This window comes from Sphingomonas sp. NPDC019816 (genome assembly GCF_050274375.1).
GTDB lineage: Bacteria > Pseudomonadota > Alphaproteobacteria > Sphingomonadales > Sphingomonadaceae > Sphingomonas.
This window is the reverse complement of sequence record NZ_JBNNOB010000114.1, coordinates 1-12,466: the sequence shown is the minus strand read 5'-3', so window position 1 is coordinate 12,466 and position 12,466 is coordinate 1. Positions and strand designations below refer to the sequence as shown.

Annotated in this window: 12 protein-coding genes; 4 read left to right on the top strand and 8 right to left on the bottom strand. The window is 66.4% G+C overall.

Annotated elements, in window-relative coordinates:
* Both ACQKJZ_RS14770 and ACQKJZ_RS14765 read right to left on the bottom strand, forming a co-directional pair.
* Nucleotides 1-563: response regulator (locus ACQKJZ_RS14770; protein WP_427731899.1), on the bottom strand; the 563-nt coding region annotated here is incomplete at its 3' end.
* 46 nt (nucleotides 564-609) lie between these two features.
* Nucleotides 610-909: a hypothetical protein gene (locus ACQKJZ_RS14765; protein WP_312489347.1), complete on the bottom strand. Its 300-nt coding sequence runs from the start codon at nucleotides 907-909 to the stop codon at nucleotides 610-612.
* 119 nt (nucleotides 910-1,028) lie between these two features.
* On the opposite strand from ACQKJZ_RS14765, the gene ACQKJZ_RS14760 reads away from it, so the two are divergent.
* Nucleotides 1,029-2,813, top strand: coding sequence for an ABC-F family ATP-binding cassette domain-containing protein (locus ACQKJZ_RS14760; protein WP_427731896.1), 1,785 nt, complete (start codon nucleotides 1,029-1,031; stop codon nucleotides 2,811-2,813).
* Between the two features lie 24 nt (nucleotides 2,814-2,837).
* On the opposite strand, the gene ACQKJZ_RS14755 is transcribed toward ACQKJZ_RS14760, so the two are convergent.
* The 4 genes from ACQKJZ_RS14755 to ACQKJZ_RS14740 form a co-directional block, all read right to left on the bottom strand.
* Complete coding sequence (locus ACQKJZ_RS14755; protein WP_427731894.1) at nucleotides 2,838-4,166, bottom strand: TadE/TadG family type IV pilus assembly protein; 1,329 nt, start codon at nucleotides 4,164-4,166, stop codon at nucleotides 2,838-2,840.
* The gene (locus tag ACQKJZ_RS14750; protein WP_312489344.1) at nucleotides 4,166-4,708 is read right to left on the bottom strand and encodes a TadE/TadG family type IV pilus assembly protein; all 543 of its coding nucleotides are present in this window, start codon (nucleotides 4,706-4,708) and stop codon (nucleotides 4,166-4,168) included. The genes ACQKJZ_RS14755 and ACQKJZ_RS14750 overlap by 1 nt, the downstream gene beginning before the upstream one ends.
* A 10-nt stretch (nucleotides 4,709-4,718) precedes the next feature.
* The gene (locus ACQKJZ_RS14745) at nucleotides 4,719-5,294 is read right to left on the bottom strand and encodes a TadE/TadG family type IV pilus assembly protein (RefSeq protein ID WP_427731892.1); all 576 of its coding nucleotides are present in this window, start codon (nucleotides 5,292-5,294) and stop codon (nucleotides 4,719-4,721) included.
* A 92-nt stretch (nucleotides 5,295-5,386) separates the two neighbouring features.
* Nucleotides 5,387-6,130 (bottom strand): dienelactone hydrolase family protein, encoded by a 744-nt coding sequence (locus tag ACQKJZ_RS14740; protein WP_427731890.1) that lies wholly within the window; start codon nucleotides 6,128-6,130, stop codon nucleotides 5,387-5,389.
* 191 nt (nucleotides 6,131-6,321) lie between these two features.
* On the opposite strand from ACQKJZ_RS14740, the gene ACQKJZ_RS14735 reads away from it, so the two are divergent.
* Entirely contained in the window at nucleotides 6,322-7,101 is a 780-nt protein-coding gene (locus tag ACQKJZ_RS14735; RefSeq protein ID WP_427731888.1) for an SDR family oxidoreductase, read from the top strand.
* Between the two features lie 41 nt (nucleotides 7,102-7,142).
* Nucleotides 7,143-8,366, top strand: a complete 1,224-nt coding sequence (locus ACQKJZ_RS14730; protein WP_427731886.1) for a threonine synthase — start codon at nucleotides 7,143-7,145, stop codon at nucleotides 8,364-8,366.
* 157 nt (nucleotides 8,367-8,523) lie between these two features.
* Here the strand turns inward: ACQKJZ_RS14730 and ACQKJZ_RS14725 are convergent, their stop codons facing one another.
* Nucleotides 8,524-9,774: an arsenic transporter gene (locus tag ACQKJZ_RS14725; protein WP_427731901.1), complete on the bottom strand. Its 1,251-nt coding sequence runs from the start codon at nucleotides 9,772-9,774 to the stop codon at nucleotides 8,524-8,526.
* Between the two features lie 118 nt (nucleotides 9,775-9,892).
* Entirely contained in the window at nucleotides 9,893-12,028 is a 2,136-nt protein-coding gene (locus ACQKJZ_RS14720; RefSeq protein WP_427731884.1) for a TonB-dependent receptor, read from the bottom strand.
* 157 nt (nucleotides 12,029-12,185) lie between these two features.
* Here ACQKJZ_RS14720 and ACQKJZ_RS14715 point away from each other — a divergent pair, with 157 nt between their 5' ends.
* Nucleotides 12,186-12,365: a hypothetical protein gene (locus ACQKJZ_RS14715; protein WP_007403839.1), complete on the top strand. Its 180-nt coding sequence runs from the start codon at nucleotides 12,186-12,188 to the stop codon at nucleotides 12,363-12,365.
* The last annotated feature ends 101 nt before the right edge of the window (nucleotides 12,366-12,466 follow it).

The following is a 12,466-nucleotide window of genomic DNA, read 5'->3' as shown; positions in this document are numbered from 1 at the left end:
TTTTTTTTTTTTTTCCAAACGCTTTCCATCAGTTGCTGCCGCGAGAACACCCGTCCAGGCGCCAACACCAGCGTCTTCAGCAGCAGGTATTCGTAACGGGTCAGCGGCAGCGGCCGCTGATGGTAGGAGATGGTGGCCGCGTCTTCGTCGAGCGTGAAAGCGCCGAAATGGTAGCGCGCGCTCTGTTGCAGGCGCTGCTGCTTATGCAGGCGGCGCAAAATGGTGCGCACCCGGGCGCTGACCTCGCGAGGGGAGAACGGCTTGGCGACATAGTCGTCGGCGCCCGCGTCGAGCCCCGCCACCTTGTCCGACCAGCTGTCGCGCGCGGTCAGGACGAGGACGGGCATCGTCTTGCCCTCCTTGCGCCAGCGATCCAGCACGGTCAGCCCGTCGATCTCGGGCAGGCCCAGGTCGAGGACGATCGCATCGTAATTCTCGGTCGAGCCGAGGAAATGCCCTTCCTCGCCATCGGTGGCCAGGTCGATGGCATAGCCGGCGCCTTCCAGCGTGGTCTTGAGCTGCTGGCCGAGATTGGGCTCGTCCTCGACGATCAGAACGCGCATCGCAAAACTCCCTGTAGATCCATGGGGCCGTCGGTCAGGCCGTGCATCAACCGTCCGTCCGGCCGATGACCTTGCCGGTACGGCCGTCCACCTCGACCCAGATCACCGTGCCATTGCGCAGGAATTTGAGCGTGTAAATGGCCGCGCGCGCATCATAATCGAAACCGATATATTGCGAATCGCGCATCATCGGCACCACCTTGGTCTCGATCTCGCGCAGCGACAGATTGCCTTCCTTGCGCTGCTGGTACGCGCGCATCTGGTCGCCACGACGCTGATCGAGCATGGACTCGACCATCGGCGGTTGACCCATGGGTGCGGCGAGCAGAGCCAGAAGAACGGTCATCGGCATGGGTGTGACATAGTGGGCAACCGTTGAACATCCTCTGAATGGATGATGCAGCCGCGCGACAGCGCGCGAGGCGCTTGCCCGGTTCCGCTCCCGCCCCTAACTGCATCCTCATCATGGCAGCACCCGTTCTTTCCTACGAAGACCTGGGCCTTGTACAAGGCTCGGGCTGGCTCTTCCGGCATCTCGACATCCATATCGGTCCGCGCGACCGGCTGGCGCTGATCGGGCGCAATGGGGCGGGCAAATCGACGCTCCTGAAGCTGATCGCCGGGATCATCGATTCGGACGAGGGTCGGCGTATGATCGTGCCCGGCACCCATGTCGTTTACCTCGAGCAAGACCCCGACCTGACCGGCTGCGCAACCCTGATGGACTATGTCCTGTCGGGTAAGGGTGCGCCCGAGAGTTACGAGGCGGAGGCGATCGCCGGACAGCTGGGCATCGACCTGACCCGCGACGCCTCGACCGCCAGCGGCGGCGAAAAGCGGCGCGCGGCGATCGTGCGTGCGCTCGCCATGAACCCCGACGTGCTGCTGCTCGACGAGCCGACCAACCATCTCGACCTCGCCGCGATCGAATGGCTGGAGGACTGGCTGAAGCGCTTCACCGGCGCGTTCGTGGTCATCAGCCATGACCGCACCTTCCTGACCCGCCTCACCAAGTCGACGCTGTGGCTGGATCGCGGCCAGATGCGGCGCAACGAGGTCGGTTTCGGCGGCTTCGACGCCTGGACCGAACAGGTCTATGCCGAAGAACAGCGCGCCGCCGAGAAGCTCGACGCGAAGCTCAAGATCGAGGAGCACTGGCTGCACCGCGGCGTCACCGCGCGGCGCAAGCGCAACCAGGGCCGTCTGGAAAAGCTGGTCCAGATGCGCGCCACCCGCGCCGCGATGATCGGGCCGCAGGGCGCCGCCAAGCTCGGCATCGCCTCGGACGACGTGAAGACCAAGGAGGTCATCAAGGTCGAGCATGTCACCAAGCGTTACGGCGACCGCACGATCATCAAGGACCTGAGCCTGAAGGTCACGCGCGGCGACCGCATCGGCCTGGTCGGCGCGAACGGGGCGGGCAAGACGACGCTGTTGAAGTTGCTGACAGGCGAGATCGCGCCGGACGAAGGCACGGTCTTCCTCGCCAAGACGCTCGACGGCGTGATCATCGACCAGCAGCGCAAGCTGATGGCGCCCGAAAAGCGGGTGCGCGAGGTGCTGGCGGACGGCGGCGACTGGATCGACGTGCGCGGGGTGCGCAAGCATATCCATGGCTATTTGAAGGAGTTCCTGTTCGACCCATCGCTGGCCGAGGCGAAGATCGGCACGCTGTCGGGCGGCGAGCGCTCGCGCCTGCTGCTCGCCCGCGAGTTCGCGCGCGAATCCAACCTGCTGGTCCTTGACGAGCCGACCAACGACCTCGATCTGGAGACGCTCGACCTGTTGCAGGAGGTGATCGGCGATTATGACGGCACCGTCCTGATCGTCAGCCACGACCGCGACTTCCTCGATCGCACGGTCACCGTGACGCTGGGGCTGGACGGCTCTGGCACCGTCGACGTGGTGGCGGGCGGCTATGCCGACTGGGTCGCCAAGCGAAAGGCCCCGGCCGAACCCAAGAAGTCCTCCGCCAAGGCCGCCCCCTCCCCCGCCGCACCGGTTCAGGCGAAGACCAAGCTGAGCTACAAGGACCAGCGCGACTATGAGCTGCTGCCGAAGCGGATCGAGGAGCTGGAGGCCGGCATCGCGCGCGACGAGGCCAAGCTCGCCGACCCCGATCTCTATGCCAAGGACCCGGCCCAGTTCGACCGCCTCATGAAGGCGATCGAAAAGGCGCGCGAGGAGAAGGACGAGGCCGAGATGCGCTGGCTGGAACTGGCCGAGCAGGTCGAGGCGCTGGCGGGATAAGCCCCGCCGGCGCCCCCGCGCGCCTCATTGGGTGATGCGCGCGGTCGCCACGGCGTTCTGGAACAGGGCGGCCATCGCGGCGGTGATATCCTGGTCGGTCGACACCTTCGTATAGAGGCCCGGCGACGCGCACGCCTGAAGCGCGGGTTCGACCTTGTAGAGATACGGCGCGACATTGTTCTGCGACCAAAGATCGCCGATCAGGGACGCTGGCAGATACTCGGTGTACAAGATGGCGATCCGCACTCCGCGCGCCTTGATCACACCGCATTTGGCGGGATCGATCGCGGCTTCGGGTCTGCCGCCCGAGCGATATTCGTCGCGCATGCCATCGGTGACCAGGAACATCACCCCCTGCGGCGCGGCGTTGTTGATGCCGTTGCCGGGGGTGGTGATCAACTGGCTGTTGATCTGATCCATCGCGTCGCTGGTGCCCGTGTCCATATCGTTATAGCCCACTTCCGTCGGACTGCAGGCCGAGGTGGGGCAGCTGTTCTTGTAATAGAGAAAGGGCTTCAGATCCTGCGTCGTTCCGGCCGCCATGGCCATGTCGGGCGTGCGCTTCTGCAAGATCTTGAACCCGCCCCGCCCGCGGAAGGTCGCAATGGCGATCTGATATCGGGCCCCCGTCTTGCTGGAGGTCGCGGTGGCGGTCTGGGTCAGCTTGGATACCGCCTTGCCTTCCTCGTCGATGCGCAGCGGCAGGCCATAGGATTTGGCGACGCCGTACAGGTCGGTCATCTTGCCGGTCGCGTCCCGCCCGGTCAGGTCGGCACTGGAATGACAGGCGAACTGACAATTCCGGCTGTTGCTCGCCGCGACCTTCGCCAGGCCCGCCGTCGTGGTCGGGAGCGCCATCGAACTGGACACATCGAGCAGCATGTAGAAATCGATGTTCGGCGCGGTGGCGTTGGTCGTCTGCGACCGACCGGCGATCGTCAGGGTGCGCATGCCCAGGATACCGGAAAAGACGTTGTTCGACACCGCCGAATAGCTGACCGTCGCGTTGCGGCGGCCGTTGGGGTCGGTGGGGGCGGCGATCGTGACATTGACCAGCTGGATATCCCCGGCGGCGATCAGCGCCGACGTCTGCGCATCGAATATCGTGCGGGCATAGGCGACCGCATCGGCGTCGCTCATCGCCATCGCGGCCTTGCTGACGGCGGACAGTGCGGCGGAATCGGCGATCGCATTCATCCGGGTCTGCGCCTTCATCGCCTGACCATAATCGATGCCCATGCCGACCGCGAAGGTCAGGACCGGCAGCGCCAGCGCGAACAGCATCATCACCGTGCCGCGACGATGACGCAGCACCGACAGGACCGAGCGGAAACAGGGGGGCATCATGGGCATCAGCAATCCGGGCAATCGATCTGATCGGTGTTACGCGGGACCATCCACAATATGTCGCCCAGCGTCATCGGACCGATCGTGCCGAAGGCGATGGCGGGCCGGTAGGGATAGCTCACCTGCGCGACGAGGAAGGTCGTCCCCGGGATCGCCATCGCGCTCGGCACGATGACACGCGTCCCGCGCGCGAACTTGCTCGTGTTCCGGCCCTGGCTCCAGAGGATCCAGGTCCGGCGCCGGCTATCCGTCCAAATCTCGCTGACGCGAATTTGCGCACCGGCGGCGGCATAGGGTTGCATCACCTGGGTGGCGGCTTCCAGATTGGCACCGATCTCGGCACTCGACATCGTGCCGCTGGTATTCTGGGCGATCAGGTCGGCCGCCCCGCGCGCCATGATCGTCACCTTGCGCTTGCACGCCATGGCGTCCTGCAACTGCACGCCGCCCAGATACAAAAGCAGCATCACCGGCAGGATGATCGCGAATTCGACGAGCGCGACGCCGCGCGTATCGCCGATCAGCGACGACAGCCCCCGCCCCCTCACCGACGCGCCCTCATAGATAGGCCTCGGTCTTGGATACCGAGGTGGCGATGAGGATGGTCGGCGACTTGCCGAGCGGTGACATGGTGGCGGTGGGCGCGATCGGCATCGGCCAGAGATAGATGAAGCGTACCGTCACCAGCGCGCCCTGCGATCCGGTGTCGTAGGACAGGTTGGTGATCTTGCCCGCGCCGTCGAAGGTCAGCGGCGGCGCCCCGTTCGCCACCGCGCCGACGCTGGTGCTGGTCACATCGACGAACAGGCGGGAGCAGGACAGGAAGCTCGGCAGCGCCTGGCAGCCCCTGGTGCGAAATCGCTCGGCGAGCTGGGCGCGGGTCATGCCGGTCGATTTGCCCGCGACATCGGCCGCCTGGGTCTGGCCCGTCACGATACCGCGCGCGGCGACCTCGACCGCGGTTTCCAGCGCCTCCTGCGCCAGATAGGCCAGGCTGGTCTGGAGAATGGCGAACATCAGCGCGAGGAAGGGCGCCGCGATGAGCGCGAATTCCACCAGCACCGCCCCACGCCGATCGGGCAGAAGGGCAAGCCGGATGCCATCACGGCGGCGCGGAAGGGACGGGGCGAACATGGGACGGGCGGATATCCTTCCCGTCCATCATGCCCCGAATATCTTAAACTTCCGCAAACGCCGCCGCCCGACGGGACGCGGCGAGGCCCGGATCAGCGCAACGCGCGCGCATACAGCGCCAGCGTCCATTCCATCGCCCGCAGGAACAACGCCGGATCGTAGCGCGGGCCCTCGTCGCGCAGGAAGGCGTGCTGGCCGTTCACCTCATGCCATTCGTATGACGCGCCGACCGCTTCCAGCCGCGCGCGGATCGCCTCACGCCCCGCATAGGGGACATGCGGGTCCTGCCGTCCCCAGACGAACAGCGCCTCGGCCTTCAGTTCGTCCATCCGCGCCAGGCTGTCGTCGCTTCGCCCCTCGCCGAGCGTCCCCGAATGGATGTCGGTGGCATAAAAGCACGCCGCCGCCGACACGCGCGGGTCGAGCGCGGCGCGGTACGCCAGATGCCCGCCGAGACACACGCCGAACGTGCCCAGCCGCCCGTTGCACGCCGGATGCGCCGCGAGCGCGGTCAGCCCGGCCGCCGCATCGGCGTCATAAGCCGCGACCGGCTTGGTGAATTTCAGGTCGTTGCCGCGATCGGTCCCGGCCTTGTCATAGGCAAGCACCGTGCCGGCGGGCTCATACTCGTGATAGACCTCCGGCACTGCGACGACATGACCCTGCCCCGCCAGCATCGCCGCCAGCCGCCGGATCGGCGCGGTCACCTGATAGATTTCGGAGAACAGCATCACGCCGGGGAATTGCCCCTCGATCGCCGGGCGGAACAGATGCATCCGCATCGTGCCGCCGCCGGGCACCTCGACATCCTGGGTCTCGTCGCTGATGATGATCACGGGCGCGCTCCTTTGTTGGCCCCGGCCCTTCGCATTCCGGCATGAGGGGTGCAACCGACACGCCGCTGTGATAGAAGGCTGTTGCCCAACACCGGGGGGAGTTTTCGAGATGATCCAGCGGCACCGCTGACGCGGCACAGACAGGAACGGCGGTCACGACCGCCCCTCTGCCCCTTCATTTCGAGAGATTTATGTCACGTTTATTCGAGAAGACGTGCGTCGTTACCGGCGCGGCACGTGGAATCGGCCACGCCATTGCCCGGCGCTTTTGCGAAGAAGGCGCGACCGTCATCCTGACTGACCGAGACGAATATGCCGGTCAGACCGCCGCCGACGCGCTGGGCTGTCGCTTCGAGCCACTCGACGTTGCGCAGGAAACCGACTGGACGCGCCTGGCCCGGATCGTCCCCACCGCCGATGTCGTCGTCAACAACGCCGGGATCACGGGGTTCGAAGCCGGCTACGTACCGCATGATCCCGAACATGCGTCGCTGGCGGACTGGCGCGCGGTACACCGGGTCAATCTGGACGGCACCTTCCTGGGTTGTCGCTATGCCATCGGCGCGATGAAGGCGGCCGGCACCGGCGCGATCATCAATATGTCGTCGCGTTCGGGGCTGGTCGGCATTCCGGGAGCGGCGGCCTATGCCTCGTCCAAGGCGGCGATCCGCAACCACAGCAAGACGGTCGCGCTATACTGCGCGCAACAGGGGTGGCAGATTCGCTGCAACTCCATCCACCCCGCCGCGATCCTCACGCCGATCTGGGAGCCGATGCTGGGCGATGGTCCCGACCGTGAGGGGAAGATGGCGGCTCTGGTCGCCGACACGCCGCTCAAGCGGTTCGGCGAGCCCGATGAAGTAGCGGCGATCGCGGTCATGCTGGCCTCCGACGACGCGACCTATATCACCGGGTCGGAGTTCAACATCGACGGCGGGTTGCTGGCAGGATCGGCGGCTCCTCCGGGTTAAGCATATGGCGTCGGGCGGTTTCGACCGATAGGCTGGCCGCCATGAACCGCAATCTTACCGAAGACCGCCCGACCTTCGTCACCCATCTCGAATGTTCGCTGACCGGCGAGCGCTATGAGGCGGACCAGCTTCACGGCCTGTCGCGTGCCGGCCGGCCGCTGCTGGTCCGCTATGACCTGGAGGCACTGGGCCAGGCGGTGTCGCGTGACACCATCGCCGATCGCGAGACGGACTTGTGGCGCTGGCGCGAACTCCTTCCCGTACGCCGGACGGAAAGCATCGTGTCGCTGGGCGAGATCGAGACGCCGTTGATCCCCATCCCCCGCTCGGGCGGGGACACGGTGCTGGTCAAGGACGAGGGGCGGCTGCCGACCGGATCGTTCAAGGCGCGCGGGTTGGTCATGGCCGTCGCCATGGCGCGCGAGCTGGGCGTGACGCGGATCGCCATGCCGACCAACGGCAATGCGGGGGCGGCGCTGGCCGCCTATGCCGCGCGTTGCGGGATCGAGACGGTGATCCTCTGCCCAGAGGAAACGCCGGAAGTGAATGTCCGCGAAATCGCCGCGCAAGGGGCCCGCGTCTGGCGGGTCAATGGCCAGATCGACGAATGCGGCGCGATCGTCGCGCGGGGTGCGGCCGAGGGGCGCTGGTTCGACTTCTCGACGCTGAAGGAGCCCTATCGGATCGAGGGTAAGAAGACGATGGGACTGGAACTGGCCGCGCAGCTGGGCTGGGAACTGCCCGATGCGATCTTCTATCCCACCGGCGGCGGTACCGGCCTGATCGGCATGTGGAAGGCGTTCGACGAGATGGAGCGTCTGGGCTGGATCGGATCGAAGCGCCCGCGCATGTATGCGGTGCAGGCCAGCGGCTGCGCGCCCATCGTCCGCGCCTATGAGGCGGGCGAGGAGCATGCGGCCCGCTGGGAGGACGCGGCGACGGTGGCGGCGGGCATCCGCGTTCCACGCGCGGTCGGCGACTTCCTGATCCTGCGCGCGGTGCGCGAGTCGGGCGGGGCGGCGCTGGCGATGGGCGACCCCGCCATCCTGAAAGCCGTCGACGATTGCGCCAGGAAGGATGGCCTGCTGCTCTGTCCCGAGGGCGGCGCGACACTGGCGGCCTATACCCAGGCGGTGCGCGACAATCTGGTCGATGAGGATGAGCGGGTGGTGCTGTTCAACTGCGCCACCGGGCTGAAATACCCGATGCCGGCGGCGGATCACTGGCTGGACAAGGACGGGGCGATCGATCTGGCGGCGCTATAGGCCCCACCTCCGTTCAGCTTGGGCGAAGTCGAAGGCCAAGGGGTGAGCGCCCCGCGTGCACTTCGACTTCGCTCAGTGCGAACGGATGTCGGGTTTCAGCCTCGTACCCCGTTCAGCCTGAGCGAAGTCGAAGGCCACGCCCCACGCTCTCCCCCCCTCACCCGATCAGCAAGCGCGCCCCCAGCGCCGCCAGCAGGGCGAGCGGCATCGCCACCGCACCGACCTTCAGAAAGGCGAGGAAACTCACATCCTCCCCCTCGCGCCGGATCGCCTGAAGCCACAATATCGTCGCCAGCGATCCCGTCACCGACAGGTTCGGCCCCAGATCGACACCGATCAACAGCGCGTCGGTGACGATCTGCGGCGGCTGCGCCTGGGTGATCGCGCTGCTGGCGATCAGGCCGGCGGGCAGGTTGTTCATCGCGTTGCTGACAAAGGCGAGCGTGGTGCCCGAGATCGCCGCCGCACGCGCCGGGTCGGTCAGCATCGCGCGCAACCCGCGCGCCACCCAGGCGATCACCCCCGTCCGGTCCAGCGCCTCGACCAGCACGAACAGCCCGGCGACCAGCGGTAGCACGCCCCAGCTCACCGACCGCGCCAGCGTCAATGGCGAGCGCCCGGCGAGCAGCGACACGATCACCGCCGTCGCGATCCCGGCCAAGGCGGTCGGCAGGCCCAGTTCGATGTCCAGCGCCGACACGATCAGGAGCAGCAGCGCGGTCAACCCGATCCCCGCCAAGGCCAGCTTGCCGCCGCCGGACAGCGTCGCCCGCGCGACATCGAACGCGCATCCCCCCGCGATCCGCGCTCGCTGGGTGAGGCGCAACACCGCGAAGGTGACGAGGATGGACGCCAGCGACGGAAGTGCGAACGCCGCCATCCACGCACCGAGCGGCGGCATGTGCCCGCCATAGAGGACGAGGTTGGCGGGGTTGGAGATGGGCAGCACGAAGCTGGCCGCATTGGCGACCAGTGCGCAGGCGAACAGCAGCGGCAACGGATCGGCCTTGGCCTTCTTGGCCGCGACGAACACGGCGGGGGTCAGCACCACGGCGGTCGCGTCGTTGGACATGAAGGTCGTGACGACCACACCGGTCGCATAGACCAGCGCGAACAGTCGCGCCCGCGAACGCCCCGCCATGTTGACGGCGGTGGCGGCGATCCAGTCGAACGCGCCATGTTCGCGCGCGGTCTCGCTGAGCAGCATCATGCCGATCAGGAAGAGATACACGTCCAGCCCCTTGGCCACCGCCCGCCCCGCCTGCCCAAGCGGCATCAGGCCGAACAGGATCAGCACCCCGGCGCCCGTCACCGCCCAGATCCATTCGGGCCAGCGCAGCGGCCGCGCGATCACGCCCGCCGTGGCCAGCCCCGCAATCGCCCAGGTGGCTCCTTCGGCCAGCGTCACCATCCGCACCCATTCCCATTGCGCCCGAGCCGGGCGGCGTCCATCCCGGCGATAGGCCAGCCGCCGACGCCGTGGCAATCCTGACCCGGCGCAGCCGACCGGCGGCGCCGGGGGGCGATCAGAAGGACTTGGACACGCCCAGGAAAAAGCCGCGACGCGGCCCATATTGCGGTGCGCCGACACCCACGCCGGTTCCGTCGCGAATCTCGTACCGGTGATCGAGCGCGTTGATGACGTCGAAGCGGATGTCGATGTTCGGGCCGGCCAGATGGTGGCTCGCGGTCAGGTTGAACTGCGCATAGGGCGACAGCTTGGCCCCATTGGGAATGGCGTTGACGTCGTCGTCGCGGCGAAGGCCCGAACCATAGATCATGCTGCCGCCCAGCTTCGTGCCTTGCCCGAAGGCATAGGAGACGCCCGCCGATCCGGTGAATGTCTGGTCGTGATCCAGATAGATATAGTGCCGCGCGATATAATCGAGATCGTCCTGGCCGAAGCTGAACTGGCTGGACACGATGTTCCGCCCCTTGGCCTTGGCGGCGGCGAAATTGGCATAGGCGAGCCAGGGGCCGCGCGCATAGCTGACATTGGCCTCGATCCCGCCGATGCGCCCCTGGGCATAATTGAACGGGGTGAGGATGATCGGCGCGCCGAACTGCCCCTCGTCGATCAGGTTCTTCGAGATGCGGTAATAGGCGTCGATGCCATAGGTGAAATAGCGGCTGAGCCTGGCCTGGAAGCCGGCGTCGAAATAGTCCTGCCGCTCGGCATAGGGGACGGTGTTGTCGGTCACCTCGGGATAGGCGCTGGTGCCGACGAACCTGGCGATGCTGGTATTGCCGACCAGCTCGAAGGGCGGCGGCACGAAATAGCGCGAATAGCCCGCGTGCAGCGTATAGACCCCGTCCGGCTGCCACACCAGGTTGACGCGCGGCGACAGCTGCCCCTCGCGCCGATAGCCGTTATAGAGGTCGTAGCGCGCGCCGTAATTGAGCGTCAGCCGGGGCAGCAGCTTCCACTCGTCCTGCAGATAGGCGCTGACGCTGGTCGCGGTCTTGCCGCCATTGTCGGAAATCGCGATCGGCTCGCCCGCCTGGCCGCCATTAGCGTCGACCGGAAAGACCTGCGTCCTGGTGTCGCTCGTCGAACGGTCGCGCGTCACCAGCAGACCGCCGCGCAGCGTATGCGCATCGCCCAGATGATAGACGGCATCGACCTGCCCGCCGATCGCGAAGTCCTGTTTATAGGCCTGCTGCGCCTGCCCGTTATACAGAAGCTCGCCCAGCACATCGGGGCGATAGCGCAGCGAGGAATAGCGCGCGAAGAGCGAGGCCTGCACCGTCAGCGGCTCGGCATCGTGAAGGAAGGCGAGCTGGCCGAAGCCGGTCTTCTCCAGCTGCGTCTCGTTCAGCTTCTCGCTGGGGAAGGCGGTCTGCCCACCGACGCTCCACCCCGCGCCCGGCTGCTGGCCGACGGGGTTGGGGATCTGGAACCACTGGTTGGAATAGCCGCCGACGAAGGACACGCGGTTCTGGTCGTCCAGGATATGGTCGACATAGGCGAAGCCCTGATACTGGTCGGTATCGTCATGCACCGGGTTGGATCGGCCATCGACGCTCTCGATGCCCAGGCCGCTGTGTCGGTAATCGCCCGACACGAAGTAATTGGTGCTGCCGCTGGAGCCGCCATAGGTCAGGCTGGGCTGGATCGTGTTGTGACTGCCGCCATAGATCGATGCGGTACCGCCATTCTGGAACAGCCCGCTCTTGGTCGTGATGTCGATGACGCCGGCGGTGCGCAGGCCATATTGCGCGGGCAGAGCGCCGGTCAGGATGTTGACCTTGTCGACCAGGCGCGGCGACAGCGTCTGGCCGAACACCGCCAGCCCTTCGGGCAGGATGGTGCCGTTGATGCGGTACTGCAGACCGTTATGGTCGTCGCGGACGTGGAACTGGCCGAAGCCGTCCTGCACGATGCCCGGCGCCTGGAGCAGGATCTGGTTGAACTGCTGGTTCTCGCCGCCGGGCAGCGCCTTGATGGTGTCGCTGGTGATCTCGTAATTGGAAGCGCCGAGGCTCGGCTGGATATGCGCGCGGGCGGTGTCGAGCCGCCGGGCGGTGACGACGATGTCGCTGGTGTCGTTGTCCGTCCGTGGGGCCGCCGCATCGGGCGTGGGAACCCCCCGCGTCTGCGCCAGGGCCGGGACGGCTATTGCGGTGGACGCGACACAACAAAGTAAGGCCGATAAGCGCATAAGGTCACTCGCATGATACAACGTCTCCCGGACGGCCTGCTTCGCCGGGCCGCGATGCGAAGGCAAGCGGCGGCGCCCTCCATGACGCATTTGTAAGCGAGCCATCATGCGGCCATGCGCGATGGTCAGCGCGGCGGGACCGCGCTATCATGCGGATATGGCCGAACGTTTTGAAAGACACCGCCAACCCTGGCGGCCCGACGAGATTCAGAAACTCCACACGCTTGCCAAAAAGGGCATGGCGCTGAAGGCGATCGCCAAGGCGCTGACCCGCAGCGAGGAGTCGGTCAAGGCACGCGCCAAAGAAGACGGGCTGTCGATCGCCAAGCTGCACTGAGATCGGATCGGGCGGCCTGCAAATACCGGTCAAAGCGAGCCCCTCCCCTTCAGGGGAGGGGTTGGGGTGGGGCCTCTCCTTCTGCGTCACGCTTGCGGAGG

Bases quoted from the DNA above. Each gene is read 5' to 3' on its own strand.
- ACQKJZ_RS14765 (WP_312489347.1), bottom strand. From the start codon at position 909: ATGACCGTTCTTCTGGCTCTGCTCGCCGCACCCATGGGTCAACCGCCG.
- ACQKJZ_RS14760 (WP_427731896.1), top strand. From the start codon at position 1,029: ATGGCAGCACCCGTTCTTTCCTACGAAGACCTGGGCCTTGTACAAGGC.
- ACQKJZ_RS14755 (WP_427731894.1), bottom strand. From the start codon at position 4,166: ATGCCCATGATGCCCCCCTGTTTCCGCTCGGTCCTGTCGGTGCTGCGT.
- ACQKJZ_RS14745 (WP_427731892.1), bottom strand. From the start codon at position 5,294: ATGTTCGCCCCGTCCCTTCCGCGCCGCCGTGATGGCATCCGGCTTGCC.
- ACQKJZ_RS14735 (WP_427731888.1), top strand. From the start codon at position 6,322: ATGTCACGTTTATTCGAGAAGACGTGCGTCGTTACCGGCGCGGCACGT.
- ACQKJZ_RS14730 (WP_427731886.1), top strand. From the start codon at position 7,143: ATGAACCGCAATCTTACCGAAGACCGCCCGACCTTCGTCACCCATCTC.
- ACQKJZ_RS14720 (WP_427731884.1), bottom strand. From the start codon at position 12,028: ATGCGCTTATCGGCCTTACTTTGTTGTGTCGCGTCCACCGCAATAGCC.
- ACQKJZ_RS14715 (WP_007403839.1), top strand. From the start codon at position 12,186: ATGGCCGAACGTTTTGAAAGACACCGCCAACCCTGGCGGCCCGACGAG.